Annotated in this window: 22 protein-coding genes, 1 pseudogene and 1 riboswitch; of the genes and pseudogenes, 9 read left to right on the top strand and 14 right to left on the bottom strand. The window is 67.9% G+C overall.

Features of this window, described 5'->3' with window-relative positions:
- Window positions 1-87: 87 nt before the first annotated feature.
- Window positions 88-1,263, top strand: coding sequence for a putative peptide maturation dehydrogenase (locus tag LVB87_RS05260; protein ID WP_232899857.1), 1,176 nt, complete (start codon window positions 88-90; stop codon window positions 1,261-1,263).
- Here LVB87_RS05260 and LVB87_RS05265 read toward each other — a convergent pair whose 3' ends face one another.
- Entirely contained in the window at window positions 1,264-3,009 is a 1,746-nt protein-coding gene (locus LVB87_RS05265; RefSeq protein ID WP_232899858.1) for a potassium/proton antiporter, read from the bottom strand.
- 70 nt (window positions 3,010-3,079) lie between these two features.
- A riboswitch (cobalamin riboswitch) is annotated at window positions 3,080-3,302 on the top strand.
- 181 nt (window positions 3,303-3,483) lie between these two features.
- Here LVB87_RS05265 and LVB87_RS05270 point away from each other — a divergent pair.
- Window positions 3,484-5,883, top strand: coding sequence for a ribonucleoside-diphosphate reductase subunit alpha (locus LVB87_RS05270; RefSeq protein ID WP_232899859.1), 2,400 nt, complete (start codon window positions 3,484-3,486; stop codon window positions 5,881-5,883).
- A gap of 14 nt (window positions 5,884-5,897) precedes the next feature.
- Entirely contained in the window at window positions 5,898-6,896 is a 999-nt protein-coding gene (locus LVB87_RS05275) for a ribonucleotide-diphosphate reductase subunit beta (RefSeq protein ID WP_232900471.1), read from the top strand.
- Here the strand turns inward: LVB87_RS05275 and LVB87_RS05280 are convergent.
- Genes LVB87_RS05280 through LVB87_RS05295 form a run of 4 tightly spaced genes read right to left on the bottom strand, consistent with a single transcriptional unit; the run spans window position 6,893 to window position 9,096 of the window.
- Window positions 6,893-7,183: a hypothetical protein gene (locus LVB87_RS05280; protein WP_232899860.1), complete on the bottom strand. Its 291-nt coding sequence runs from the start codon at window positions 7,181-7,183 to the stop codon at window positions 6,893-6,895. The genes LVB87_RS05275 and LVB87_RS05280 overlap by 4 nt on opposite strands.
- On the bottom strand, window positions 7,176-7,655 hold the full coding sequence (locus LVB87_RS05285) for an RNA polymerase sigma factor (RefSeq protein WP_232899861.1): 480 nt from the start codon (window positions 7,653-7,655) through the stop codon (window positions 7,176-7,178). The genes LVB87_RS05280 and LVB87_RS05285 overlap by 8 nt, the downstream gene beginning before the upstream one ends.
- A gap of 3 nt (window positions 7,656-7,658) precedes the next feature.
- On the bottom strand, window positions 7,659-8,117 hold the full coding sequence (locus LVB87_RS05290) for a hypothetical protein (protein ID WP_232899862.1): 459 nt from the start codon (window positions 8,115-8,117) through the stop codon (window positions 7,659-7,661).
- Window positions 8,104-9,096, bottom strand: coding sequence for a DUF4350 domain-containing protein (locus LVB87_RS05295; RefSeq protein ID WP_232899863.1), 993 nt, complete (start codon window positions 9,094-9,096; stop codon window positions 8,104-8,106). Before LVB87_RS05295 ends, LVB87_RS05290 begins: the two co-directional genes overlap by 14 nt.
- A gap of 132 nt (window positions 9,097-9,228) precedes the next feature.
- Here LVB87_RS05295 and LVB87_RS05300 point away from each other — a divergent pair, with 132 nt between their 5' ends.
- Entirely contained in the window at window positions 9,229-10,080 is an 852-nt protein-coding gene (locus LVB87_RS05300; protein ID WP_232899864.1) for a DUF5694 domain-containing protein, read from the top strand.
- A 1-nt stretch (window position 10,081) separates the two neighbouring features.
- On the opposite strand, the gene LVB87_RS05305 is transcribed toward LVB87_RS05300, so the two are convergent.
- Genes LVB87_RS05305 through LVB87_RS05315 form a run of 3 tightly spaced genes read right to left on the bottom strand, consistent with a single transcriptional unit; the run spans window position 10,082 to window position 12,414 of the window.
- Entirely contained in the window at window positions 10,082-10,582 is a 501-nt protein-coding gene (locus LVB87_RS05305) for a methylated-DNA--[protein]-cysteine S-methyltransferase (protein WP_232899865.1), read from the bottom strand.
- Window positions 10,583-10,635: 53 nt separating this feature from the next.
- Entirely contained in the window at window positions 10,636-12,132 is a 1,497-nt protein-coding gene (locus tag LVB87_RS05310; protein ID WP_232899866.1) for a YifB family Mg chelatase-like AAA ATPase, read from the bottom strand.
- Window positions 12,133-12,147: 15 nt separating this feature from the next.
- Window positions 12,148-12,414 carry an accessory factor UbiK family protein gene (locus LVB87_RS05315; protein ID WP_232900473.1) on the bottom strand — a complete coding sequence of 89 codons (267 nt, stop codon included), beginning with the start codon at window positions 12,412-12,414 and terminating at the stop codon, window positions 12,148-12,150.
- A 171-nt stretch (window positions 12,415-12,585) separates the two neighbouring features.
- Between LVB87_RS05315 and LVB87_RS05320 the strand changes: the two genes are divergently transcribed.
- A complete protein-coding gene (locus tag LVB87_RS05320) occupies window positions 12,586-12,924 on the top strand; it encodes a P-II family nitrogen regulator (RefSeq protein WP_232899867.1) in 339 nt (112 codons plus the stop codon).
- Window positions 12,925-12,930: 6 nt separating this feature from the next.
- Here the strand turns inward: LVB87_RS05320 and LVB87_RS05325 are convergent, their stop codons facing one another.
- The gene (locus tag LVB87_RS05325; RefSeq protein ID WP_232899868.1) at window positions 12,931-13,776 is read right to left on the bottom strand and encodes a DUF3667 domain-containing protein; all 846 of its coding nucleotides are present in this window, start codon (window positions 13,774-13,776) and stop codon (window positions 12,931-12,933) included.
- Between the two features lie 30 nt (window positions 13,777-13,806).
- Window positions 13,807-14,655 carry a polyamine aminopropyltransferase gene (speE, locus tag LVB87_RS05330; RefSeq protein ID WP_232899869.1) on the bottom strand — a complete coding sequence of 283 codons (849 nt, stop codon included), beginning with the start codon at window positions 14,653-14,655 and terminating at the stop codon, window positions 13,807-13,809.
- A gap of 124 nt (window positions 14,656-14,779) precedes the next feature.
- Between speE and speA the strand changes: the two genes are divergently transcribed.
- A complete protein-coding gene (gene speA, locus LVB87_RS05335; protein WP_232899870.1) occupies window positions 14,780-16,666 on the top strand; it encodes an arginine decarboxylase in 1,887 nt (628 codons plus the stop codon).
- A 2-nt stretch (window positions 16,667-16,668) separates the two neighbouring features.
- Here speA and LVB87_RS05340 read toward each other — a convergent pair whose 3' ends face one another.
- From LVB87_RS05340 to radC, 4 genes are read right to left on the bottom strand one after another with little or no spacing between them, the layout of a single operon-like run.
- The gene (locus LVB87_RS05340) at window positions 16,669-17,427 is read right to left on the bottom strand and encodes an SDR family NAD(P)-dependent oxidoreductase (protein ID WP_232899871.1); all 759 of its coding nucleotides are present in this window, start codon (window positions 17,425-17,427) and stop codon (window positions 16,669-16,671) included.
- Window positions 17,428-17,431: 4 nt separating this feature from the next.
- The gene (locus tag LVB87_RS05345; protein ID WP_232899872.1) at window positions 17,432-18,181 is read right to left on the bottom strand and encodes an SPOR domain-containing protein; all 750 of its coding nucleotides are present in this window, start codon (window positions 18,179-18,181) and stop codon (window positions 17,432-17,434) included.
- A complete protein-coding gene (gene argS / locus LVB87_RS05350; protein ID WP_232899873.1) occupies window positions 18,181-19,869 on the bottom strand; it encodes an arginine--tRNA ligase in 1,689 nt (562 codons plus the stop codon). The genes LVB87_RS05345 and argS overlap by 1 nt, the downstream gene beginning before the upstream one ends.
- Window positions 19,870-19,917: 48 nt before the next feature.
- Window positions 19,918-20,592 carry a DNA repair protein RadC gene (radC, locus tag LVB87_RS05355; protein ID WP_232899874.1) on the bottom strand — a complete coding sequence of 225 codons (675 nt, stop codon included), beginning with the start codon at window positions 20,590-20,592 and terminating at the stop codon, window positions 19,918-19,920.
- Between the two features lie 101 nt (window positions 20,593-20,693).
- Here radC and coaBC point away from each other — a divergent pair.
- The 3 genes and pseudogenes from coaBC (at window position 20,694) to LVB87_RS05370 (ending at window position 24,742) form a co-directional block, all read left to right on the top strand.
- Window positions 20,694-21,907 (top strand): annotated as a pseudogene (coaBC, locus tag LVB87_RS05360) (bifunctional phosphopantothenoylcysteine decarboxylase/phosphopantothenate--cysteine ligase CoaBC).
- Entirely contained in the window at window positions 21,895-22,362 is a 468-nt protein-coding gene (dut, locus tag LVB87_RS05365) for a dUTP diphosphatase (RefSeq protein WP_232899875.1), read from the top strand. The pseudogene coaBC and the gene dut overlap by 13 nt, the downstream one beginning before the upstream one ends.
- Window positions 22,363-22,390: 28 nt before the next feature.
- On the top strand, window positions 22,391-24,742 hold the full coding sequence (locus LVB87_RS05370; RefSeq protein ID WP_232899876.1) for a phosphomannomutase/phosphoglucomutase: 2,352 nt from the start codon (window positions 22,391-22,393) through the stop codon (window positions 24,740-24,742).
- Window positions 24,743-24,777 lie beyond the last annotated feature (35 nt).

Raw genomic sequence — 24,777 nt, forward strand, 5'->3', positions numbered from 1 at the left:
GTGGTTGTGCCCCGGCGGGCGACGCTACCCTTGTCCCGCGGCATTCTCAAGCACTAACGTGCGTGCTTTCCTTTGCAGGACACCGGGATGCTAGTACGCCGTTGCGCGGTGCTGTGGCTCGAACCGCGGGAGACGGCGGAGTTCGAACTCGACGCTCTGCTGTCCGGCGGCACGGGCGTGGTCAGCCAGGTGCAGTGGTTCGCGCATGCGCCGCAGCTCGAAGACGCCCTGGTGCTGGAGGACGAGGACGTCCTGTTGCTGGGGCGCCTGAGCCCGACCGATTGGGTGCAGGCGGGTCTCTTGCGTGATGCGCACGGCAACGCGCGCGTCGACGCACTCCTGCAGCTCGGACTGCTGGTCACCGACGACGCGGGCTTCTCGCCCCAGCACGCGGCCGACGAGCGCTATCGCGCGCAACACTGGTTCGGCCTGTCCGCCATCGCCCATGCGCGTTCGCGCTGGGTGGGACTCGATGCCGCGCGCGAGGTCGCCGAAGCCGGCGTGGATACCGCCGCGGGCCTGGTGGAGCGCTATGGCACGCCCCCGCCGGTCCTGCATGCCGACTTCGTGCAAGGAGACAGCCACGCGCTGCCGCGCGTGCCGCACACCGCGTTCGACGCGTTGCTGGATCGGCGCAGCAGCTGCCGCAACTTCGACAAGGCCAGCGTGCTGCCGATGGCGGCGTTCTCCCACGTCGTCGAACGCGTGTTCGGTGCGCGCGGACAAGTGAAGGGCACCGAAGTCTTCGACATGGTGAAGAAGACCAGCCCGTCGGGCGGTGCGATGCACGCGACCGAGGCGTACTTCATCGTGCATCGCGTGGAGGGTCTCGCGCCCGGCCTGTATCACTACAACGCGATCGAACATGCGATGCGACCGATCGCCTGGGAGGGAACGCCGGAAGCGCTCGAAGCGTTCGCTCGCCTCGCGGTTGGCGGTCAGGACTGGTTCTCCGATGCACCCGTGCAGGTAGCGTTGGTGCCGCGCTTTGCGCGCAATTACTGGAAGTACCAGAACCACCCGAAGGCGTATCGCGTCGCGATCCTCGACGTCGGACATCTGTCGCAGACCTTGTTGCTCACCGCAACGGAACTGGGCCTGGGCGCGTTCATCACCGCGGCGATCAACGAGATCGACATCGAGCGTGCGTTCGGGCTGACGAGCTTTGTCGAAAGTCCCATCGCCGTGTGCGGCTTCGGCATCCGCGCAGATCGCATGACGACGCCGGAGCTCGATCCCAATCGCACGAGTTGGCCGCGCTGATCAACGCCCGCCCAGCAAGCGCTCACCCACGCCCGCGAACTTCAACCCGACCTGCGCCACGCGCTCGTCCTTGACGCTGCGCACGACGAGCACCGCCTTCCCGCCCAGCGCGAGGCGATCCCCCACCTGCGGCTGCTCATCGAAGCGCGCATCGAACAACTCCGCGGCCGTCGCTTCATTGAAGCGCTCGGGAATCGGCAATCCGTAGAACGATGCAAGCTCACCGAGCGGCACATCGCCCGGCAGCGTGAAGACACCGAACAGATCGCGCTCCGCCAATCGCGCATCGCTGCCTTCGGCGAACAACCAATCCAGTCGCGGCGCCTGCCCCGTCGGCGCGAGCACGTAGGCGTAATCGTCCGCCAGCAACGTGCCAGCATCTTCCGGCAGCAACACGCGCCCCTCGCGCACCACCATCGCCATGCGCACGCGGCCGGGCAGGGCATCGCCGCGCAACACCGCGCTGCCGGGTGCGATGCGATAGCCGACCATGTCGTACTCGAGCTGACCTGGCAGGTCGAGCTGGATCCGGCGCGTATTCGGATCCGCGCGCGGCACCGCGACCTGCAGCAAGTACGCAGCGCTCGCGAGCGTCCAGCCTTGCACGATCAGCGAGGCGAACACGACGACGAAGGCGACGTTGAAATACAGCGCCGCGTTCGGCAATCCCGCAAGCAGCGGAATGGACGCGAGGAAGATGCCGACCGCACCGCGCAGCCCCGTCCATGCAATGAAGCCGATTTCCGCGCGGCGATAACCGAAGGGCAGCAAGCAGGCGACCACCGCCGCGGGCCGCGCGACGAACATCAGGAAGGCGGCGACACCGAGCGCGGGCCAGAAGAGGTCGAGGATCTTCGTCGGCGTGGCCAGCAGGCCGAGCAGCAGGAACATCACCAGCTGCGCGAACCACGTGGCCGCGTCCTGCACGGCGAGAACTTCATTGCGCGAGCGCATCGGGCGGTTGGCGACCACGATGCCTGCGAGGTACACCGCGAGGTAGCCGCTGCCGCGCACGAGGTTGGTCATCGCGAACAAGGCGACGGCGCCCGCGAGCGCAAGCCACGGATGCAATCCCGGCGGCATCGTGAAGGTATTGAGCGTCCACACCATCAGGCGTCCGCCGAGATAACCGGCGACCAGGCCCGCGGCCATGGCCCACGCCAATTCCAATGCGAGCAACCAAGGTTCCGCATCGATGCCCTTGCCCGCGATCCACGTCGTCAACGCGAGCGTGAGGAACACCGCCATCGGATCGTTGCTGCCCGATTCGATTTCGAGCGTGGCATTCGTGCGTCGTTCGAGATGCAGGCCGCCCGCGCGCAACAGGAAGAACACCGCGGCCGCATCCGTCGAAGAGACCACGACGCCGAGCAGCGCCGCCTCCAGCCAGGGCAGATCGAGCAGATAAACCGCTGCGACGGCGGTAAGCGCCGCGGTGATCACCACGCCCACGCTGGCAAGCACCACCGACGGCACCACGCTGCCGCGCACATGCTGCGCGCGCGTGCGCAAACCGCCATCGAACAGGATCACCGCCAGCGCCAGCGACCCGACGAGATAGGTGAAGCCCAGGTCCGAGTAACGAATGCCGCCGGGCCCGTCTTCGCCGAGCACCAGGCCGAGCAGCAGGAACACCAGCAGCAACGGCGCACCGAACCGACGCGCGAGGAGCGACGAGGCGATGCCCGCCAGGATCAGCAACGCGCCGAAGAGCAGGCGCAGGTCGATGGCGTGCAGGTGCTCCAAGCCGGCCTTCTCCTTCGCGTGCAGCGAGTGTAGCCGGTGCCCCGTCCGCGATTGACAAGGATCGTAACCACGATATCTTGTGGCCGTCGGTTCCGGTGGCCACAAGCCAGCGGATGAAAAGGGAAGCCGGTCCAATACCGGCGCTGCCCCGCAGCGGTAGGTGGAAACGAAGTCGCGACAACGCACTGGGGCAGTGACCCCGGGAAGCGGCGACAAGTAGGTGATGCAGGTTCGGCAACGCGCCCGCATCGAGTCCACGAGCCCGAAGACCTGCCGACAGCCGCGCGATGCACGCCGCGCGGTGCCGGCCGCGGAATCTCCGGGGGGAGATGGCTGGTGGAGCAACGTCGGCCGCCGATTCCTTCGTGCGCGTCGCGACCGTTGCGACGCCGCTTTCCCAACCTCCCGCCTCCAACGCCCATGTCGATCGCCGAGGGAGCGACGGCCACGGTGCGCCACAGCAGGGAGCCGACCATGCACCAGGACACCCACGACGCCGCGCTCGCGGCGCCCGTCGCTTCGCCGACCTTCGACCTCACGCCGCCGCCGACCGCGACCACCATGCGCGTGACCAAGCGCAACGGTGCGAGCGAAGCCGTCGACCTCAACAAGATCGTGCGCGCGGTGACGCGCGCGGCCGAAGGGCTGCATGCGGTGGAACCGATGCGCGTGGCCACGCGCACCATCTCGGGCCTTTACGACGGTGCAACCACGCGCGAGCTCGACGAACTCTCCATCCGCACCGCCGCGCTGCTCACGGGCGAAGAACCCGAATACGGACGCCTGGCCGCGCGCTTGCTCGCCGGTGTGATCGCCAAGGAAGTGGCGGGGCAGGAAATCCACGCGTTTTCGCAGTCCATCGCGCGCGGGCATGAAGTCGGGTTGATCAACGACCGCCTGCTTGGCTTCGTGCAGGCCAACGCGCGCAAGCTCAACGATGCAATCGATCCGACGCTCGACTTCGGCTTTGACTACTTCGGCCTGCGTACGCTCTACGACCGGTATCTCCTGCGCCACCCGCGTACGCGCAAGGTGATCGAAACCCCGCAGCAGTTCTTCCTGCGCATCGGCTGCGCGCTTGGGGAAGACGTGCCCGGTGCGCTCGCGCTGTATCGCGCGATGGCCAACCTCGATTACCTGCCGTCCTCGCCCACCCTGTTCAACAGCGGCACCAACCACGAGCAGCTGTCCTCGTGCTTCCTGCTCGATTCGCCGCAGGACACGCTGGAATCGATTTACCAGCGCTACGGCGACATCGCGCAGTTGTCCAAGTTCAGCGGCGGCATCGGCGTGAGTTACACGCGCGTGCGTTCGCGCGGTTCGCTGATCAAATCGACCAACGGGCATTCCAACGGCATCGTGCCCTGGCTGAAGACGCTGGACGCGTCCGTCGCCGCGGTGAACCAGGGCGGCAAGCGCAAGGGCGCGGCCTGCGTGTACCTGGAGCCGTGGCATGCGGACGTGGAGGAATTCCTCGAGCTGCGCGACAACACGGGCGACGAGGCGCGGCGCACGCACAATCTCAACCTCGCCAACTGGGTGCCGGATCTGTTCATGCGGCGCGTGGAGGCGGATGCCGAGTGGTCGCTGTTCGATCCGCGCGTCGTGCCGGAATTCACCGACCTGTACGGCGAAGCCTTCGAGCGCGCCTACGAACAGGCTGAAGCCCAGGGCAAAGCGGCGCGCACGACCCGCGCGCGCGAGTTGTACGCGCGGATGATGCGCACGCTCGCGCAGACCGGCAACGGCTGGATGACCTTCAAGGACAAGTGCAACCGCGCGAGTAACCAGACGCTGCGCGCGCACAACGTCATCCACCTGTCGAACCTGTGCACCGAGATCCTGGAGATCACGTCCGCAGAGGAAACCGCGGTGTGCAACCTCGGCTCGATCAACCTCGCACGCCACGTGGACGCCGAGGCCGGCTTCGATTTCGACAAGCTCGCCGAAACCGTGCGTCTGGCCGTGCGTCAGCTCGACCGCGTCATCGACCTCAACTTCTATCCGATCGAAAGTGCGCGCCGCGGCAACCTGCGCTGGCGGCCGGTGGGGTTGGGCTGCATGGGCTTGCAGGATGTGCTCTTCGCGCTACGGCTGCCGTTCGACAGCGAGCAGGCGCGGACGCTGTCGACGAAGATCGCAGAGACCATCTACTTCCACGCGCTCGATACGTCCTGCGAACTGGCGATGGAACGCGGGGCGCATCCGTCGTTCGCGGATACGCGGGCATCGGTAGGCGAGCTGCAGTTCGATGCGTGGGGCGTGGTGCCGGATGAGGCCGGGCGCTGGGACGCGCTGCGCGAGCGCATCCAGGCGCATGGGCTGCGCAACTCGCTGCTGGTCGCGATTGCACCGACCGCCACCATTGCCTCGATCGCGGGCTGCTACGAATGCGTCGAGCCGCAGGTGAGCAACCTGTTCAAGCGCGAAACGCTGTCGGGCGACTTCCTGCAGGTGAATCGTTACCTGGTGGAGGAGTTGAAGAAGCTCGGCCAATGGACACCCGAGATGCGGGACGCCATCAAGCTTGCGGAAGGCTCGATCCAGGGCATCGCCGCGATCCCCGAGCCGCTGCGGGTGATCTATCGCACCGCATGGGAACTGCCCATGCGTGCGCTGATCGACATGGCCGCCGCGCGCGGCGCGTACATCGACCAATCCGCCTCACTCAACCTCTTCATGGAAAGCCCGAGCATCGGCGCGCTCTCGTCGATGTACATGTACGCCTGGAAGCAGGGCATCAAGACGACCTACTACCTGCGCTCGCGCCCGGCCACGAAGATCGCCAAGACCACCGTCGCCCCCTCGCCCACGCCTGTCGAAGCGATCGCCTGTTCTCTCGAAAACCCCGAATCCTGCGAGGCCTGCCAGTGAGCGCCGCCCGTCCCATGCTGCTCGATCCCGGTTTCGAGCTCACCCTGCGCCCGATGCGCTACCCGCAGTTCTACGAGATGTATCGCAATGCGGTGCGCAACACGTGGACGGTGGAGGAGGTCGACTTCGCGCTCGACGTGAACGACCTGCGCCACAAGTTTGGCCCGGCCGAGCGGCACCTGATCGAACGCCTGGTGGCCTTCTTCGCCACCGGCGATTCGATCGTCTCCAACAACCTGGTGCTGAACCTGTACCAGCACGTCAACGCTCCGGAAGCGCGTATGTATCTCTCGCGCCAGTTGTACGAGGAAGCGCTGCACGTGCAGTTCTACCTCACGCTGCTGGACACCTACCTGCCGGATCCGGCGGAACGTGCGCGGGCCTTCGCGGCGGTCGAGCGCATACCTTCGATCCGTCGCAAGGCGGAGTTCTGTTTCAAGTGGATGGAGTCGATCCGCGACCTGCAGCGACTGGAGACGCGGGAACAGCGGCGCCAGTTCCTGCTCAACCTCGCGTGCTTCGCCGGTTGCATCGAAGGGCTGTTCTTCTTCGGCGCCTTCGCCTACGTGTATTACCTGCGCTCGCGCGGGCTGCTGCATGGTTTGGCGAGCGGCACGAACTGGGTGTTTCGCGACGAGAGCGGGCACATGGCCTTCGCGTTCGAAGTGTTCCGCACAGCGCGCGAGGAAGAGCCCGAACTGATCGACGACGAGTTCCGCGCGCAGGTCGTGGAGATGATGACCGAAGCGGTCGAGTGCGAAGTAGCGTTTGCCGAAGACACGCTGTCCGGTGGCGTCGCGGGCCTGTCGATCCGCGACATGCGCGAATACCTGCAGTACTGCGCGGATCAGCGCATGGCGCAGCTCGGCCTGCCGGCGCATTTCGGCTCGCGCAATCCGTTTCCCTTCATGGACCTGCAGGACGTGCAGGAACTGACCAACTTCTTCGAGCGCAGAGTGTCGGCCTACCAGGTGGGCGTGCAGGGCGAAGTGGGCTTCGACCACGCGTTCTAGCGTTCGCGCAGCGTCCCGGGTTCGTCGCGCCAGCAGGGCAGGGCGCCCAGCAGCAACGGCAGCACGAGCGCGGGCAAGGCCCGCGGATCGTGCGCCGCCAGCGGAAGGGCGCCCGCGATGAACGCACCCAACGCGATGCGCCACATCCAGCGGACGCGACGCGCCATCCGGCGCGCAGCGCGCTCGCGTGCGATTTGCGCGATGCGCCAGGCCGGCGACATCGGGGGTGCAGACGCGCGAAGGGCACGCGCATCGGCATCGAACAGCGTTTGCAGTTCGTCATGCATCACCGCGTTCCTCCTGAAGTGCCTGGAACCGCGCCCGCGCGCGCGACAACAGAACCCGGATGCTGTCGGACGCCAGCCCCGTAATCGCCGCGATCTCGTCGTGGGTAAACCCTTCCGCATGCGCCAGCCATAGCAGCTGGCGTTGCCGCAGCGTCAGCCGCGACCACACGCGTGGCGGAATCACTGGCGCTTCGACAATGTCCGGCGAGGCCACGTTCTCCATCTCCACATCCCACGCGACCTCGCGCCGGTTGCGCCGCACATGGTCGATGAACAAGTGCTGCGCGATGCGATACACGTAAGCGCGCGGGTTGTCGTGGGACATCGACGCGTCGCGTTCCAGCCAGCGCACGAACGTATCCTGCGCCAGGTCCGCCGCCACCGCCGGCGTCGCGCCCAGGCGCACCAAGTACGCCCAGACACCCCGGTGGTGTGCCGCATAGAAGGACGCGAACGCCGCTTCGACCGGCATCGTTCATTCGCCCAGCACGCGCCATCGACGCGCAACGTACGCACTGACGCCACTGGCGAACACGAGTCCGATCCCCAGGCCGATCGTGAGCCAGCCCCACCAGCGTGCGTTGTCCGCTTCGCGCACGAGGTTGATGTCGGCACCCACCGGCGGCGCGACGCCGTTGACGAGGAACGCCGCGCCGATCGCGCAAGCGACGATGCCGAACTGCAGCAGACCGAGCACGCGATACGCCATGGCCGCCGGTGCGTATTCGTTTTCCAGCAGCGTGCGGCCCTCGGGCGAACGTGCGAAAGCGACAAACGCATCCCCGTCGCCGAATCGTTCGACGAGGCGCGCGATCATCGTGTCGCGCGCGATGCGCCGTTGCACATGGAGTCGCCGTCGCCACGCGTGCACGCCGGCGAACGCGACGATGCCGACCACCAATACCACCACCATCATCAGCTCATCGCTTGCCATGATCGCCTCCGGTTGCCGTGGTCCCGCGAGTACTCAGCCAGCGCAGCACGTTGCGCGCAAATGCCATGTTGTCGCAACCGGGGAGCTGCATCCCGAACGGTGTGCGATCGGCGACCTGCGCGGTGAGCATCGCCGCCTCGCCCAGCACGACGACGCGTCCCTTGCCATTGGTGAACGCAAGGCCTTGCGCGGCGCCGGCCCGGGTTGGGCGCAAGGTGCCGTGGTCGTCGATGGTTTCGATCGCCTTGCCCGGCAAACGCATGAGAATCGCCGCGTCGGCAGGACCGTCGATCGATTGGCCCGTGAACGTCTGCACGCAGCTGACCGGCGTGCCGCCACCGGCACCCGAAACGATGGGATGCGCGACGTCGAGTCGCCCGTTCGCGCGCGTGAAGCGCAGCGGATCCGACACCTCACCGGGGACTTCCGCGAAGCCGGCGTGCATGCGCACTCCAAAGGCCTGCGCGAGCGATGCATTCGCCGCGCCGAAGGGCGCATGGTCCGCAACCAGCAACAACGCGCCGCCGTTGGCGACCCACTGGCGAATCGCTTCGATCTCGCGCGCATCGAACGCGGGCGCCGCGCGATCCGCGCCGCCGCCCCACGGCAGGTTGATGCCGAGGAATTGCGGCTTCGCGCCGCCGGAGGCATTCGCGATCACCAGGACCTGCGTTTGCGAGAGCGCAGCGGCGGTGAACGGCGACGTGTTGTAGACCACGCGATACCCGTCCGCCCGGAGCAATCGGCCGAATGGCCAGAAGCGCCCCCACCAGTTCGCCGTCGAGGCGTTGTGGTGCGCGTGGTCGATCTCGACCGTCGGCCCGGTGTCCTGGGCAAACGCGGGCCGGTCGATCGTCGGCCGCCAGCCGTAGTCCGCGCGTTGCGAGATCCAGGCTTCATACCCGAAGGCACCGCCCGCGACCACCAACGGCACGCACGCCGCCGCCAGGACCCATCGCCATTGCAACCGCTTCGCCATCGTCGTCTCCGTCCGTTCGTGTCATGGACGGTCGTGGAGGGCGGCGGGTTAACAGCGGGTGTTAAACGTCGCGGCCGCTTCCCGCATCCGACACCGGACGCCCTCCCGCTCCCCCCACGTACGGAGTCCGCAATGTCCCGATGGAACGCCCGCTTCACCCTCCCCCTGGCATCGGCCGCCCTTGTCGCGTCGATGATGTGCCTCGCGGCGACGCCCGCGACCGATCCGCAACCCGACGCCGACTTCCTCTTCGTCGGCAGCTTCCACATGAACAACCCCGGCCGCGACGTGCACAACACGAAGGCCGACGACATGCTCGCGCCGAAGCGCCAAGGCGAGATCGTGGACATCGCGCGCCTCATTGCGCGCTTCAAGCCCACGAAGATCATGGTCGAGGCCGAGCCCAAGTCGCAGGCGAAGCTGGACGAAGCGTTCTCCGCTTCGTGCAAGGGCGAGCGACCGTTGAAGCGCGACGAGGTCGAACAGCTCGCCTTCCGCATCGCCTGCGATCAGAAGCTCAAGGGCGTGGTCGCGGTCGACTGGAACGATATGGGGCCGATCAAGAGCGAGGACAGCATCGATTGGATCAAGGCGATCGAGCGTCACGGCCAGCAGGCGCAACGCGCGCAGGACGATGCCATCGGCAAGGCGCTCGCCGACGAGGATCAGCGCACGCTGGACAAGGGCACCGTCGGCGACATGCTGATGCGCCTGAATTCGCCCGAGTGGATGCGCGCGAACGCGCATGCGTATTTCCGCATCGGCCTGTACGGGACGGAAGACGATCCGGTCGGCGCGAACTGGGACATGCTCTGGTACGGGCGCAACCTCACGATCTTCAACAACATCGTGCGGCGCACGCAGCCGGGTGATCGCGTGCTCGTGATCTACGGCGCGGGCCATGGCAACTGGTTGCGCCAGTTGGCCACCGATTCGGGCAAGTACCGCGTGGAGGACACGCAGCGTTGGCTGCGGGCCGACTGAGTCAGGCGAACAGATCGGTGGCGGCGGGCAGGGCGCCTTCCAGCTCCAGCAGGAAGCGCTTGGTCGGCAGACCGCCGCCGAATCCCGTCAGGCTCCCGTCCGCGCCGATGACGCGATGGCAGGGCAGGACGATCGGGATCGGATTGCGGCCGTTGGCGGCGCCGACTGCGCGCACCGCCGCCGGTTTTCCGATGTGCGCGGCGAGCTGCGCGTAGCTGATGGTTTCGCCGAAGGGGATCGTCGCCAGCGCGTGCCACACCGTGCATTGGAATTCGGTGCCTTCCGGGGCGAGTGGCAGGTCGAAGCGGCGACGCTGGCCGGCGAAGTATTCATCGAGCTGCGCGGCCACCCGGTCCAGCATCGGGTGGTCGCCTTCGCACCAACGCGCATCGCGCGACACCGCGTGGCGCGGCGCATGGAATTCGATCGCGTGCACGCCATCGTCGGACGCGGCCAGGCGCAGCGGACCGACGGGGCTGTCGTGGATGCGGTGGAAGATCATCGTGGAGACAGGCTAACAGCGCGGGCGCGGCGCGACTCGCCGCTTTCGGACATCTAACGACGATCCAGCCGCCGGTAGCCGATGGCTTCCGTGAGGTGCGCCGTTTCGATCCGCTCGCTGGCCGCCAGGTCCGCGATGGTGCGCGCGACACGCAGGATGCGGTGCAGCGACCGCGCGGAGAGGTGCAGCGTTTCGATTGCGCGCTCCAGAAGCAGCCGGTCGTCGTGTTCGAGGCGGCACGTGGCTTCGGTGCCTTGCGTGTCCAGGTGCGCATTCGACCGGCCGGCGCGCGCGAGTTGCCGTTCGCGCGCCGCAACGACGCGCTCGCGCACCACGGCCGTGGGCTCGCCGCGCGCCGCATCGTCGCGCAAGGCACTCGGTGGCAGCCGCGGCACGTCGACGTGCAGGTCGATGCGATCGAGCAGCGGACCGGAGATCCGCGCAAGATAGGTATCGATCTGCTGCGGCGTGCACCGACAGCGATCCGAGATGTCGCCGGCCCAGCCGCAAGGGCAGGGATTCATTGCGGCGACCAGCTGGAAGCGCGCGGGGTAGTCGCAACGCAGCGACGCGCGCGAAATCGTCGCGATGCCCGATTCCAGCGGCTCGCGCAGCATCTGCAGCGCGTGGCGGTTCCACTCAGGCAGCTCGTCGAGGAACAGCACGCCGTTGTGCGCGAGCGAGATTTCACCGGGACGCGCCCCCGGCCCGCCACCGACCAGCGCCGCCGAACTCGCCTCGTGGTGCGGCGATCGGAACGGGCGAACGCGCCAGGTCGCCGGGTCGAATCCGCGACCGCTGACGGAGGCGATCGACGCCGACTCCAGCGCTTCGGCCGCGCTCGCTTCGGGCAACAGGCCCGGGAGTCGCGAGGCCAGCAAGGTCTTGCCGCATCCGGGCGTGCCGACGAACAACACGTGATGTTGACCCGCGGCCGCAACTTCCAAAGCGCGCCGCGCCTGCGCCTGGCCGCGCACGTCCAGCAAGTCCGGCACGACCGCGGCGCGCGCATCGATGCGTTCGGCGCTCGGCAATTCTTTCGCATTCACCAGCGCGGCACAGACTTCCGACAACGTGCGCGCCACGCGGACGTCGGCCGACTCCACGAGCGCCGCTTCCGCGCCGTTGGCGAGGGGCACGATCAACCGTCGCCCTGTTTCGCGCGCGGCCATCGCAGCCGGCAACACGCCATCGACGGCCCGCAGTTCGCCGGTCAGCCCGAGTTCGCCCAGGAACTCGACATCGCGCAGTGCCTCGTTCGGCAATTGCCCGCTCGCCGCCAGCACGCCCAGCGCGATGGGCAGATCGAAGCGCCCACCACTCTTCGGCAAATCCGCCGGCGCAAGATTGACGGTGATGCGCCCATTGGGAAATTCGAACTGCGCGCAATGGATCGCAGCCCGCACACGGTCCTTCGCTTCGCGCACCGCGCCCTGCGGCAGCCCGACGATCGACATCGTCGGCAAGCCGCCGCCCACATGCACTTCCACCTGGACCGCAGGCGCGCGCGCACCCACGCGTGCACGGCTGTGCACGAGCGACAACCCCATGGTGGCGAAACCGGCTTAGTGCCGCGGCGGCTGCGGCGGATCGATCTGCGCTTCGAGATCGGCCACGGTGCGCTGCAGCTCGTCGAGCTTCTCGCGCGTGCGCAGCAGCACCGCGCGCTGCACTTCGAACTCCTCGCGCGTGACCAGGTCGAGCTTGGCCAGCCCGGTCTGCAGCACCGACTTGAAGTTCTCCTGCAGCTCCTCGCGCCCTTCGCGCACCGACGGCGGCACCAGGCTGCTGAGGCGGCGGGCGAGTTCGTCCAGCTTGTCGAAATCGATCATGGCACTCATTCCCTGGCTCCTTCCGTGGAAGTCACGGACAGTGTGTCTTGGTGCATCCCGCTTCCGCCGTCGGCGTTGGCCGCGTCCGGGCGTCGGGGGTTTCCGACCCCGGCGTCGCTCCGGGCGCGACCGGCGTTATGCTGCTGGCTCGGGACATGGAGACGACGTGAAATGAAGATGGTCATGGCGATCATCAAGCCCTTCAAGCTGGACGACGTGCGCGAGGCGCTGTCGGAGGCGGGGGTGGCGGGGATCACGGCGACCGAGGTCAAGGGCTTCGGGCGCCAGAAGGGGCATACCGAGCTCTATCGCGGGGCCGAGTACGTGGTCGACTTCCTGCCGAAGATCAAGCTCGAGGTCGCCGTCACCGACGACCAGGTCGACGCCGTGGTCGAGGCCATCATGCAGGCGGCGGGCACCGGCAAGATCGGCGACGGCAAGATTTTCGTGTGGGACCTCGACAAGGTGGTGCGCATCCGCACCGGTGAACTCGACGGCGACGCATTGTAACGGCCGTCAGGCCGTGTAGAGCGTGGCCAGGAACAGCACGAAGCGATAGCCGAGGAAGGTCGCCATCGCCGCGAGGGTCAGCGCGAGCGTCTGGAACCAGCGCGCCACCCCGCGCGCGCCATAGACCGGCCCGGCGGACAGGAACAGGTACACCGCGCAGATCGCCAGGTGCGCGAGCGCGAGGCTGTTGTCCAGCACCTGGTTCTGGAGTCCGCGCCCGCCCATCGCGATATCGACGAAGGGCACCACCAGCGACACGCTGAGCAGCAACAGCATGAACGCGTGGAAGTGCAGCGAATACGCCACGTGCGTGACGAACGGGCGATGGCTGCGATGGAACACGATCGCCGGCGCGATCGCGAAGGGCAGCACCATCAGGGCGACGAAGGACTTCGCGTGGTCCGCGACCGCGGCGTCGAACACGGGCGCAAACGCGTCGAAGGTCATGTGCAGGTGCGCGAGGCGGTGCGCCACGAGCGGGCGCGCCCATTCGCTCCACGGTTGGGTGCGCAGGTGCTCGGCCAGCGGCGTCGAGAACACGTTCGACCGGGTCAGCACTTCCATCGCGACGAACAACACGTTCGTCAGCAGGAAGAACGCGAACGGCCCGATGTAGGGCTTGCGCGGCCCCTGCAGGTAACGAACGGTGAGCTCGCCCGGTTGCGTGACCAGGCAGCGCACCGTGCGGATCAAGCGCGCATCGAGGTTGGTGACCGACTGCGCGACCTGTGCCAGCAGGCCGCGCAAAGTCAGGTCGCGTGCCCGCAGGCGGCGTTCGCCGCAGGTCGGGCAGAACGGCGTGGACAGCACCCGCTGGCAGGTCGGGCACGTCCAGGGCGCGTTGTCGTTCATGACACCGCCGCTTATACACCCGCGCTGTGTTTACTCGCCCAGCGCCGCGGCCACGAAGGGCGGCAAGGTGCTCGCGCCCTGGTGGATGTCGGCGGTGTAGTACTTCGTGTCGAAGGTCTTCGCACGCGCGTCCACTGCGCGGAAATCGAAGTTGCCGCCCTTGCGTGCCAGCGTGCAGCTCCACCAGCCCGTCGGATAGCACGGCTGCGGGAACGGCAGTGTCTTGAAAGTCTTGAAGCCCGCTTTGCCCATCTCGCCGCGCATCTCCTTGATGAGATCCAGCAGCACGAGCGGCGACTCGGATTGCTGCACCAGGATGCCGTCGTCCTTCAATGCGCGGAAGCAGCTTTCATAAAAGGCCTTGTTGAACAGGCCTTCGGCCGGGCCGACCGGATCGGTGGAATCCACGATCACGATGTCCACGCTGCCCGCGGGACAATTGGCCATGTAGGCGATGCCGTCGTCGAACAACAGTTCCGCGCGTGCGTCGTTGTTCGAATCGCACAGCTCGGGGAACCACTTCTCCGCCATGCGCGTGACCTGCTCGTCGATGTCGCACTGCGTGGCCGATTCCACGCCCTTGTGCTTGAGCACTTCGCGCAGCGTGCCGCAGTCGCCGCCGCCGATGATGACCACGCGCTTCGGGTTCGCATGCGTGAACAACGCCGGGTGCGACATCATCTCGTGGTAGAGGAAATTGTCGCGCGTGGTGAGCATCATCGCGCCGTCGATGAGCATCAGGTTGCCCCAGTCGGTGCTCTCGTAGATCTCGATCTTCTGGAACGGCGACTGGACCTCGTCGAGCTTGCGCGTGATGCGGTAGCCGATGGCCGAGCCGGCGGGTTCGAAGTTCTCGTACATCCAGGTGGGAGCGGTCATCGCGGCGGGTCCGGCCAGTCGTGGGGGCGCGCATTGTAGGGCGTGGGGCGTTTTGGCGGTGCCATCGGCCAAGGGGGGGTACACTTCGCGCCCTTTCTTCCCCCCGACACGAGGTAATCCGCCGATGAGCGCATGGTCCGTCGACCAGGCCCGCAAGACCTACTCCATCCCGCACTGGGCCGAGGGGTATTTCGACATCGACGGCGCCGGCCGCATCACGGTGCGCCCGCGTGGCGAGAAGGGACCGGACATCGCGCTCGCGGAGGTCGTCGACAAGGCCAAGGCCAACGGCGCGAAGCTGCCGCTGCTCGTGCGCTTCCCCGACATCCTCGGCGACCGGCTCGGCAAGCTGCAGGCCGCGTTCGCGCAGGCGCAGGCCGACTGGGATTACAAGGGCGGCTATACGGCCGTCTATCCGATCAAGGTGAACCAGCACCAGGGCGTCGCCGGCACGTTGGCCTCGCACGCGGGCGAAGGCTTCGGCCTGGAAGCGGGCAGCAAGCCCGAGCTGATGGCCGTGCTCGCCCTGAGCCGCCCCGGCGGCCTCATCGTCTGCAACGGTTACAAGGACCGCGAATACATCCGCCTCGCGCTGATCGGCCGCAAGCTCGGCCTGCAGACCTTCATCGTGGTGGAGAAGCCGAGCGAGCTGAAGCTCGTGATCGAGGAAGCGCGCGCGCTCGACGTGCGCCCCGGTCTCGGCGTGCGCATGCGGCTGGCTTCGCTCGGTGCGGGCAAGTGGCAGAACAGCGGCGGCGACAAGGCGAAGTTCGGCCTCTCGCCGCGCCAAGTGCTCGACCTGTGGAAGACGCTCCGCGACAACGGCTATGGCGATTGCCTCGGCCTGCTGCACTTCCACATGGGCTCGCAGATCTCCAACGTGCGCGACATCGCCAACGGCATGCGCGAGGCGGTGCGTTACTTCGTCGAGCTGTCCAAGCTCGGTGCGAAGGTCCAGTACATGGACGTCGGTGGCGGCCTGGGCATCGACTACGAAGGCACGCGCTCGCGCAGCTACTGCTCGATCAACTACGGCATCGGCCAGTACGCGAACAACATCGTGCAGCCGCTGGCGGAAGCCTGCGAACAGTACAAGCTCGCGCCGCCGCGCATCGTCACCGAATGCGGTCGCGCGATGACGGCGCATCATGCGGTGCTGGTCGCGAACGTCTCGGAAGTCGAAGAAGCGCCGGAAGGCCGCGTGCCGGATGTGCACGGCGACGAACCCGCCGTCATCCGCCACCTGCGCGAACTGCACGGCGAGCTCGATGCACGCCCCGCGGTGGAGCTCTTCCACGAAGCGCAGCACCACCACAGCGAAGGCCTGTCGCTTTACGCGCTCGGCCAGATCGATCTCGTGCATCGCGCGCGGATAGACGATCTGTTCTACGCGATCGCGCATGCCGTGCGCGCGCGCCTGGACGTGGGCGAGCGTTCGCATCGCGACCTGCTGGACGAATTGAACGAGCGCCTGGTCGACAAGTATTTCGTCAACTTCAGCGTGTTCGAATCGATGCCGGACGTGTGGGCGATCGACCAGGTATTCCCGATCGTGCCAATCGAGCGCCTGGACGAAGCACCGGTGCGTCGCGGCGTGATCGCGGACATGACCTGCGACTCCGACGGCAAGATCGACACCTACGTCGAAAACGAAGGCCTCGACAGCTCGATGCCGCTGCATCCGCTGCGCGCGGGCGAGGTGTATCGCCTCGGCTTCTTCCTCGTTGGCGCGTACCAGGAAATCCTGGGCGACATCCACAACCTGTTCGGCGATACGGATGCGGTCGAAGTGCACCTCGACGGCAACGGATACGCGATGAGCCAGCAGCGTCGCGGCGACACGACCGACGTGATGCTCGACTACGTGGGCTACAAGCTGGATGCGCTGCGCGGTGCGTATGCGAAGAAGGTGGACGCCGCGGGCCTGTCGGCCGAAGAAAGCGCGCGCATGAAGGACGCGCTCGAAGCCGGCCTCACCGCGTACACCTATCTCAGCGATGAGCCGGTCTGACGTTACTGGCGCGCGATCTGGAAGCCGGCGAAGGATTGGCTCGTCGGCATCATTTCCAGGCGATTGATGTTCAGGTGCGGCGGGAGCGTCGCGATCCAGTGGATCGTGTCGGCGATGTCTTCCGCCGTCATCGGGTGCGCGCCCTTGTAGAGCGCATCCGACGCCGCCTGGTCGCCGTGCGTGCGCACCAGCGTGAACTCGGTTTCGGCCATGCCCGGCTCGAGCGCGGTCACGCGCACGCCGGTGCCATGCAGGTCGGCGCGCAAGCCCAGTGAGAACTGCGAGACGAAGGCCTTGCTGCCGCCGTATACGTTGCCGCCGGTGTAGGGGTAGGTCGCCGCCGTCGAGCTGACGTTGATGATCGCGCCGCGGCGTTCGATCAGCGTGGGCAGCAGCGCGTGCGTCACGACGACGAGCGCGCGGATGTTGGTGTCGATCATCGTCTGCCAGTCGCTGAGCACCGCGCGCTGTGCGGGCAGCGTGCCCTGCGCGAGGCCGGCGTTGTTCACCAGCAGGTCGATGTTGCGAAAGGCGGGCGGCAATGCGTCGATCGCCGCGCGCATCGCGGCCTCGTCGCGCACGTCGAACACGGCGGGGTGGACGTTGTCGGCCCCCAGCGATTCGACGAGCGCATTGAGGCGATCCTCGCGACGGCCCGTGGCGACCACGCGCCAGCCATCGGCGACGAACCGCTTCGCCGCCGCGGCGCCGAACCCGGAGGTGGCGCCGGTGATGAATGCGGTGCGCGCGGTCGTCGTCATGCGATCAGCGCGACTTGATCGCCATCGCCGGCAGGCCGCCGCCGCTCAGCCGGCGCTTGGCATCGGCGAGTTCGGACGCACTGCCGTAGGGCCCCATGCGCACGCGGAACACGGTCTTGTCCGAGATCTGCGCCGACTCGACGCGCGCGGTCAGGCCGAGCATCGCGATCTTCGCCTTCACCGCTTCGGCATCGCCGCTCGCCTGGAAGGCGCCGGCCTGCAGGATGTAGTGCGCGCCGTCGTCCTTCGCTTCGGCCGTCACGGGCTTGGCGGGGGTGGTGGCGTTTGCGTTCGTCGTGGTCGGCGCGGCGTTCGGCTGCTGCGCGACGACCGTGTCGCTGGCCTTCGCGGTCTGCACGGCCGGTTCCGACTTCGGCGCATCGCCGGGCTTGCCCGCGGCTTCGGCGCGTTCGCTCGCGGCGAGCTCGTCGTCGGAGAGCGCGACTTCGTTGGCCGGCAGCAGCGTGTAGAAGTCGTAGGTGGTCGGCTTGGGCTTGTCCGGCTTCTTGCCCGGCGCCGGCGCGTCTTCGGGGACGATCGCGTCGTCTTCCTCGGCGCTGTTGCTCGCCACCGGCTGCGCATCGGGGTTCGGCTTGGGACGGAAGAAGCCGTCGCCGTCGCCCTTGGGCATCAGCTTGGGCACCGCGACGATCAGCCCGACGCCGACCGCCAGCCCCACGAGCACCCACATCCACGCGGGATTGTGGTTGCCGCCGTTGCGTCGCGCCTGCGACTTGCCGCGTTTTGCCGCCATCACATCTTCTCCGGGGCCGAAACGCCCAACAAATCCAATCCGTTCTTCAGCACCTGGCCGGTGCCGACGCTCAGCGCAAGGCGCGCGTCGCGTTGGTTCGCATCATCCACCAGGATGGGTTGCGCGTGGTACCAGCCGTGGAAGGCATTCGCCAACTCGCGCAGGTATTGCGCGATGGCATGCGGCTCCAGCGTGTCCGCGGCCGCTTCGACCACTTCGGGGTAGCGCGAGAGCTCGACCATCAGGCCCTGCGCCTGTTCATCCACGAGCGTGTCGACGTGGCGCAGGCCGTTGGCGAGATCGAACGTAAAGCCCTTCTCGCCGGCCTGGCGCAGCAGGCTGCACACGCGGGCGTGCGCGTACTGCACGTAGTAGACCGGGTTGTCGTTGCTCTGCGAGCGCGCCAGGTCGATGTCGAAGGTGAGCTGCGAATCGGCCTTGCGCGCGATGAGGAACCAGCGCGTGGCGTCGCGGCCGACTTCCTCGATCAGGTCGCGCAGCGTCAGGTAGCTGCCGGCGCGCTTGGAGAGCTTCACTTCCTCGCCGCCGCGCATGACGGTGACCATCTGGTGCAGCACGTATTCCGGCCAGTTGTCCGGGATGCCGCAGTCCAGCGCCTGCAGGCCCGCGATCACGCGCTGCAGCGAGCCGTGGTGGTCCGCGCCGAGTTCGGTGATCGCGCGCTCGTAGCCGCGCAGCCACTTGGAGCGGTGGTAGGCGACGTCCGGCAGGAAGTAGGTGAACGTGCCGTCGGACTTGCGCATCACGCGGTCCTTGTCGTCCCCGAAGTCGGTGGTGCGCAGCCACAGCGCGCCGCCTTCCTCGTAGGTGTGGCCGTGTGCGACGAGTTCGCGCACCGTCTCTTCCACCTTGCCGTCGTTGTACAGCGAGGACTCGAGGAAGTAGACGTCGAAGGCCACGCCGTAGGCGGCGAGGTCCGCATTCTGTTCGCGGCGCAGGTAGGCCACGGCGAAGCGGCGGATCGCATCGAAGTCGTTCGGATCCTTCGCGCCCTGGACGATGTGGTCTTCGAATTCCACGGTGTCGCCGCGCAGGTAACCCTGCGCCACGTCCACGATGTAATCGCCGCGATAGCCGTCCTCCGGCCATGTCGGATCGCCCGGCCCCTTGCCGAGCGCGCGCGCCTGCACGGACTTGGCGAGGTTGTCGATCTGCGCGCCGGCGTCGTTGTAATAGAACTCGCGCATCACCTTCCAGCCGTTTGCGGCCAGGACGCGCGCGATGCAGTCGCCGATCGCCGCCGCGCGGCCGTGGCCGACATGCAGCGGGCCGGTGGGATTGGCCGACACGTATTCGACGCCGCAGGTGCGGCCCGAACCGGAGTCGTTGCGGCCATAGGCGTTGCCGCGCGCGACGATCTCGCGCAGTTCGCGCGTATAGGCTTCGGGTGCCAGGTGGAAGTTGATGAAGCCCGGGCCTGCGATCTCGACCTTGGCGACGTCGTCCGAGGCCGGCAGCGCCGCGACGAGGGCCTGCGCGAGCGCGCGCGGATTGGTGCGCGCGGCTTTCGCCAGCACCATCGCGACGTTGGTGGAGAAATCGCCGCGCGAACGGTCCTTGGGGCGCTCGACGACGAACGCGGGGACCGCGACGTCCGAGGGGAGCGTGCCCGCGGTACGCAGGGCGGCGATGCCCTGGTCCACCAGGGCGCGGAGGGAGGCTTTCACGACGGGTGCGGAGGCCGGAAACGACGGCCGCATAGTCTACGGGATGCATCACACCAGCCCTCGTGCGGCCATCGACAGCGGCGGGCCGTCACCGACGATGAAATGGTCGAGCAATCGCATGTCGACCAGCTCCAGCGCCTGTTTCAGCCGCTGGGTGGCGGCACGGTCGGCGTCGCTGGGCTCGGAGCTTCCGCTGGGATGGTTGTGGCCGACGATCACGGCCGCTGCGTTGTGCGCGAGCGCGCGGCGGACCACTTCGCGCGGATGGATCTGGGTGCTGTCGACGGTGCCCCGGAACAACTCCTCGAAGGCGATCCGGCGCAGGCGCACGTCAAGGAACAAGGCAGCGAAGGTTTCCACGGGATGGCCGCGGAGGCGGCGCGCGAAATACAGGCCGGCCGAACCGGGATCGGACAGGGTTTCCCCGCGGTCCATGCCGGCGGCGAAGTGACGATGGCCGAGTTCGAGCGCTGCACTGAGCAGGCAGGCGCGCGCTTTTCCGAGTCCGGGGAGGTCGGCCAGGTGCACCGCCGGCCGGTCCATCAGCGTTCGCAGCGGGCCGTGGACCGTCAGCAACTGGCGCGCGGTAGCCACGGCGTCCTGGCCGCGCAGGCCCGAACCGAGGAACAGGGCCAGCAATTCCGCATCGGACAGCACCGACGCGCCCCGTGCCAGAAGCTTTTCGCGGGGACGCTCGTCGATGGGCCAGTCGCGGATGCGCATGCGGCCCACGGTGCGCGATCGATCGGCCGCTGCGTATCGGGGGAATACGGGGCTTGGGGTAAGCTGCCGCCTCGAATCCTCGTGGGGAAATCCCGACGCGCATGAAGGCCGAACCCGTCGCCGCCCTGGCTGGCCGGAAGCTGCTGCTCTGCGTGTGCGGCGGCATCGCGGCGTACAAGTCGGCCGACCTGGTCCGCCGTCTGCGCGACGCCGGCGCCGTGGTCCAGGTCGCGATGACCGAGAACGCGCAACGCTTCGTCGGCGCGCAGACCTTCCAGGCCTTGTCCGGCCTGCCGGTGCGCACCTCGCTGTGGGACGCCGCCGCCGAACAGGCGATGGGCCATCTGGAACTCGCTCGCTGGGCCGATGCGATCCTCGTCGCCCCGGCCACCGCCAACACGATCGCCAAGCTCGCGCACGGCTTCGCGGACGATCTCGTCGCCACGCTCTGCCTGGCCACCACCGCGCCAATCACGCTCGCGCCGGCGATGAACCATCGCATGTGGCTGCATCCGGCCACGCAGGCGAACGTCGACACCTTGCGCGCACGCGGCGTGCGCATCGTCGGTCCCGCCGACGGCCCGCTGGCCGAAGGCGAATCCGGGCCGGGCCGCATGTCCGAGCCGATGGAGATCGTCGCGGCCATGGCGGGGGCGTTCGCTTGAGCCTCGCCGGCGCCCGCGTCGTCGTCAGCGCGGGCCCAACGTACGAGGATCTCGATCCCGTGCGGTTCATCGGCAATCGCAGCAGCGGGAAGATGGGTTTCGCGATCGCCGCCGCGGCCGCGCGCCGTGGCGCCGACACGGTGCTCGTCGCCGGACCGGTGCACCTGCCCACGCCGCAGGGCGTGCAGCGCGTCGACGTGCGTTCGGCCGCGCAGATGCACGAAGCGGTGCTCGCCGCGTTGCCCGCCGATGTCTATGTCGGTGCCGCCGCCGTCGCGGATTTCACGCCGCGCGCCGTGGCGGCCGACAAGATCAAGAAGGTCGCCGGCCAGGACACGCTGTCGCTGGAACTCGTGCGCACGCCCGACATCCTCGCCGCCGTCGCCGGCGATGCGCGCCGCCCGCGCGTGGTGGTCGGGTTCGCCGCGGAAACCTCGGACGTCGCGGGTTACGCGCGCGCCAAACTGGTACGCAAGCGCGTGGACTTCATCGCCGCCAACCGCGTCGGCATCGCCGGCAGTGGATTCGAAAGCGACGACAACGCATTGACCGTGTATTGGAACGACGGCGAACGCGTGCTCGGCCCTGCGCCGAAGACCGCGCTTGCCGACGCATTGCTGGATCTGGTTGAGGAGCGATGGCCCCGATGATGCGAACGCTGGAAGTGAAGTTGCTCGATCCCCGCTTCGGCGATGAATGGCCGATGCCGGCGTACGCCACCGCATCGAGCGCGGGCCTGGACCTGCGCGCCGCGCTCGACGCGCCGCTGCTGCTCGAACCCGGCGACACCGCGCTGATTCCCTCCGGCCTGTCCATCCATCTCGCCGATCCCACGCTGTGTGCGGTGATCCTGCCGCGCTCGGGCCTGGGGCATCGGCACGGCATCGTGCTCGGCAACGGCACGGGCCTGATCGACGCCGATTACCAGGGGCCGCTGCTGATCAGCACGTGGAATCGCGGACGCGAGGCCTTCACCATCGCGCCCGGCGACCGGATCGCACAGCTCGTCGTGCTGCCAATCGTGCGCGCGACGTTGCAGGTAGTGGATACTTTCGAAGAAAGCGCGCGCGGCGAAGGTGGCTTCGGCCACACCGGCGTGCGCTGAATTGCACGGAGTCAGGGGGATGGGGGACATGAGCGACAAGAGCGACAACCAGGACGCCACGGCGGCACCGCCGCCAAAGCTCGCATTCAAGGCGCAATTGCGCCCGGCGCTGCCGGCGATCGCGCTGGTCTGCGCGCTGATCGCGGCCTGGATGGCGTGGAGCGGGTTCCAGCAGTTCCGCGCCGACACGCGCCGCGCCGAATTGGTCCACGCGCGCGATGCGATGGTGGGACAGGTCAGCGAGGCGGTGAAGAAACACCTCGCCAAGCTCGCCGCCGCCGTGGCGTCCGCGCCGGTGCAGTCGGCGCTGGCCGCGAACGACTTCGCGGGCGCGGCAGCGGCGCTGAAGGCGACCTATCCCGAAGCGCAGGCCGCCGAAGTGCTCGGCGACGGTTTCGAGGGCGCCTATGCCGGATTGCCGGCGACCGGCTTCGGCAAGGTCGGCCTGATGGAATCGGCCCTGACCCAGAAGGAACCGATTGCCGCGATCGTGCGCGACGGCGGGAGTGCACACCTCGGCCTGGCCACGCTCGCGGCGCATGGCGGCACCACGCCCGGCGTGGCCTACGTGCGCCTGCCGCTCACGACGGTCACCGGCCCGGTGGAGGGCCGCAAGGTGGACGACGCCAGCTACATCGCGTTGCGCCAGGGCGCCTTCAGCGTGGTCGAGCGCGGCGATACGGCGCTCGCCGGCGGCGCGGAAGTGCTCGCATCGCCTGTCCCGGGCAGCCCGTGGCGCATCGCGGCCGGCCTGCCGGATACGGCCAAGGCGCCTTTCGAACTCGGCGCCATCCCGTGCTTCGGCACCGCGGCGATCCTCGCGCTGCTCGCATTCCTGGCCTTCCGATCGAGCCGCAATCCGGTGGTTGCGGAGGCGCATGACGAAGACGCCGCGCAAGCGCCGACGCTCGCCGAGGCGATGGAACAGAACCCGACCGCGCGCGCGCCGGTCGCCGCGCCCGTCGTGGTGCGTGAAGAGGTGCCGCACCCGGTCGGCAAGGTGCTCATCGACAAGGGCATCTTCCGCGCGTACGACATCCGCGGCGTCGTCGGGAAGACGCTCGACGTCGGCATCGCGGAACTGATCGGCCAGTCCGTGGGTTCGCTGATGGCGGACAAGGGCCTCATGGACATCGTGGTCGGCCGCGATGGGCGCCTCTCCGGTCCCGACATGGTCTCCGGCCTTGTCGCCGGCCTACGCAAGGCGGGCCGCAACGTCATCGACATCGGCATGGCGGCGACGCCCGTCGTGTACTTCGCCGCCTACCAGTTGCGCACCGGTTGCGCGATCGCGGTGACCGGCAGCCACAATCCGCCCGACTACAACGGCTTCAAGATCGTCGTCGGCGGCGAAACGCTGGCGGGCAAGGCGATCGACGACCTGTACGCGCGCATCGCCGAAGGTCGCCTGCAGGAAGCGCACATGCTGGGCAACCTGCAGCACCGCGACGTCGCGCAGGATTACATCGATCGCATCACGTCCGACGTGCAGCTGGATCGCCGCCTCAAGGTGGTCATCGACGCGGGCAACGGCGTCGCCGGTGCGATCGCGCCGCAGGTGCTGGCCGCGATCGGTGCGGAGGTCACGCCGCTGTTCTGCGAAGTCGACGGCACGTTCCCGAACCACCATCCGGACCCGAGCGAGCCGCACAACCTCGAAAGCCTCATCCAGATGGTCAAGCGCCTGGACGCCGACCTCGGCGTGGCCTTCGACGGCGACGGCGACCGCCTGGGCGTGGTCACGAAGGAAGGCAAGAACATCTTCCCCGACCGCCTGCTGATGCTGTTCGCGGCCGACGTGCTCGAACGCAATCCGGGCGCGGTGATCGTGTACGACGTGAAGTGCACCGGCCGCCTGCCGGGCCAGATCCTGCGCCACGGCGGCAGTCCACTGATGTGGAAGACGGGCCACTCGCTGATCAAGGCCAAGATGCGCGAGACCGACGCCGAGCTCGCGGGCGAGATGAGCGGCCACTTCTTCTTCAAGGAACGCTGGTACGGCTTCGACGACGGCATCTATGCCGCCGCGCGCCTGCTCGAGATCCTCGCCAGCCGCAGCCAGACGCCGAGCGAAACGCTGGACGCATTGCCCGAGGGCGTGTCGACGCCGGAGATCAAGGTGGATGCGCCCGATGGCGATCCGCATGCGTTCGTCGACCGCTTCCGCGCGGTGGCGAAGTTCGAAGGCGCGCGCCTGTCGACCATCGACGGCCTGCGCGTGGATTGGCCGGACGGATGGGGCCTGGTGCGCGCGTCGAACACCACGCCGGTGCTGGTGCTGCGTTTCGACGGCGACTCGAAGGAAGCGCTGATCCGCATCCAGGACGCGTTCCGCACGCAGCTGCTCGCGCTGCGGCCGGACCTGAACCTGCCGTTCTGATGGACGCGGAAGGGATCGACGCGCGCAAGGCGCGC

Origin of the sequence: Lysobacter sp. KIS68-7 (assembly GCF_021284745.1) — a bacterium.
In the GTDB taxonomy this organism is placed as follows: Bacteria; Pseudomonadota; Gammaproteobacteria; order Xanthomonadales; family Xanthomonadaceae; genus Noviluteimonas.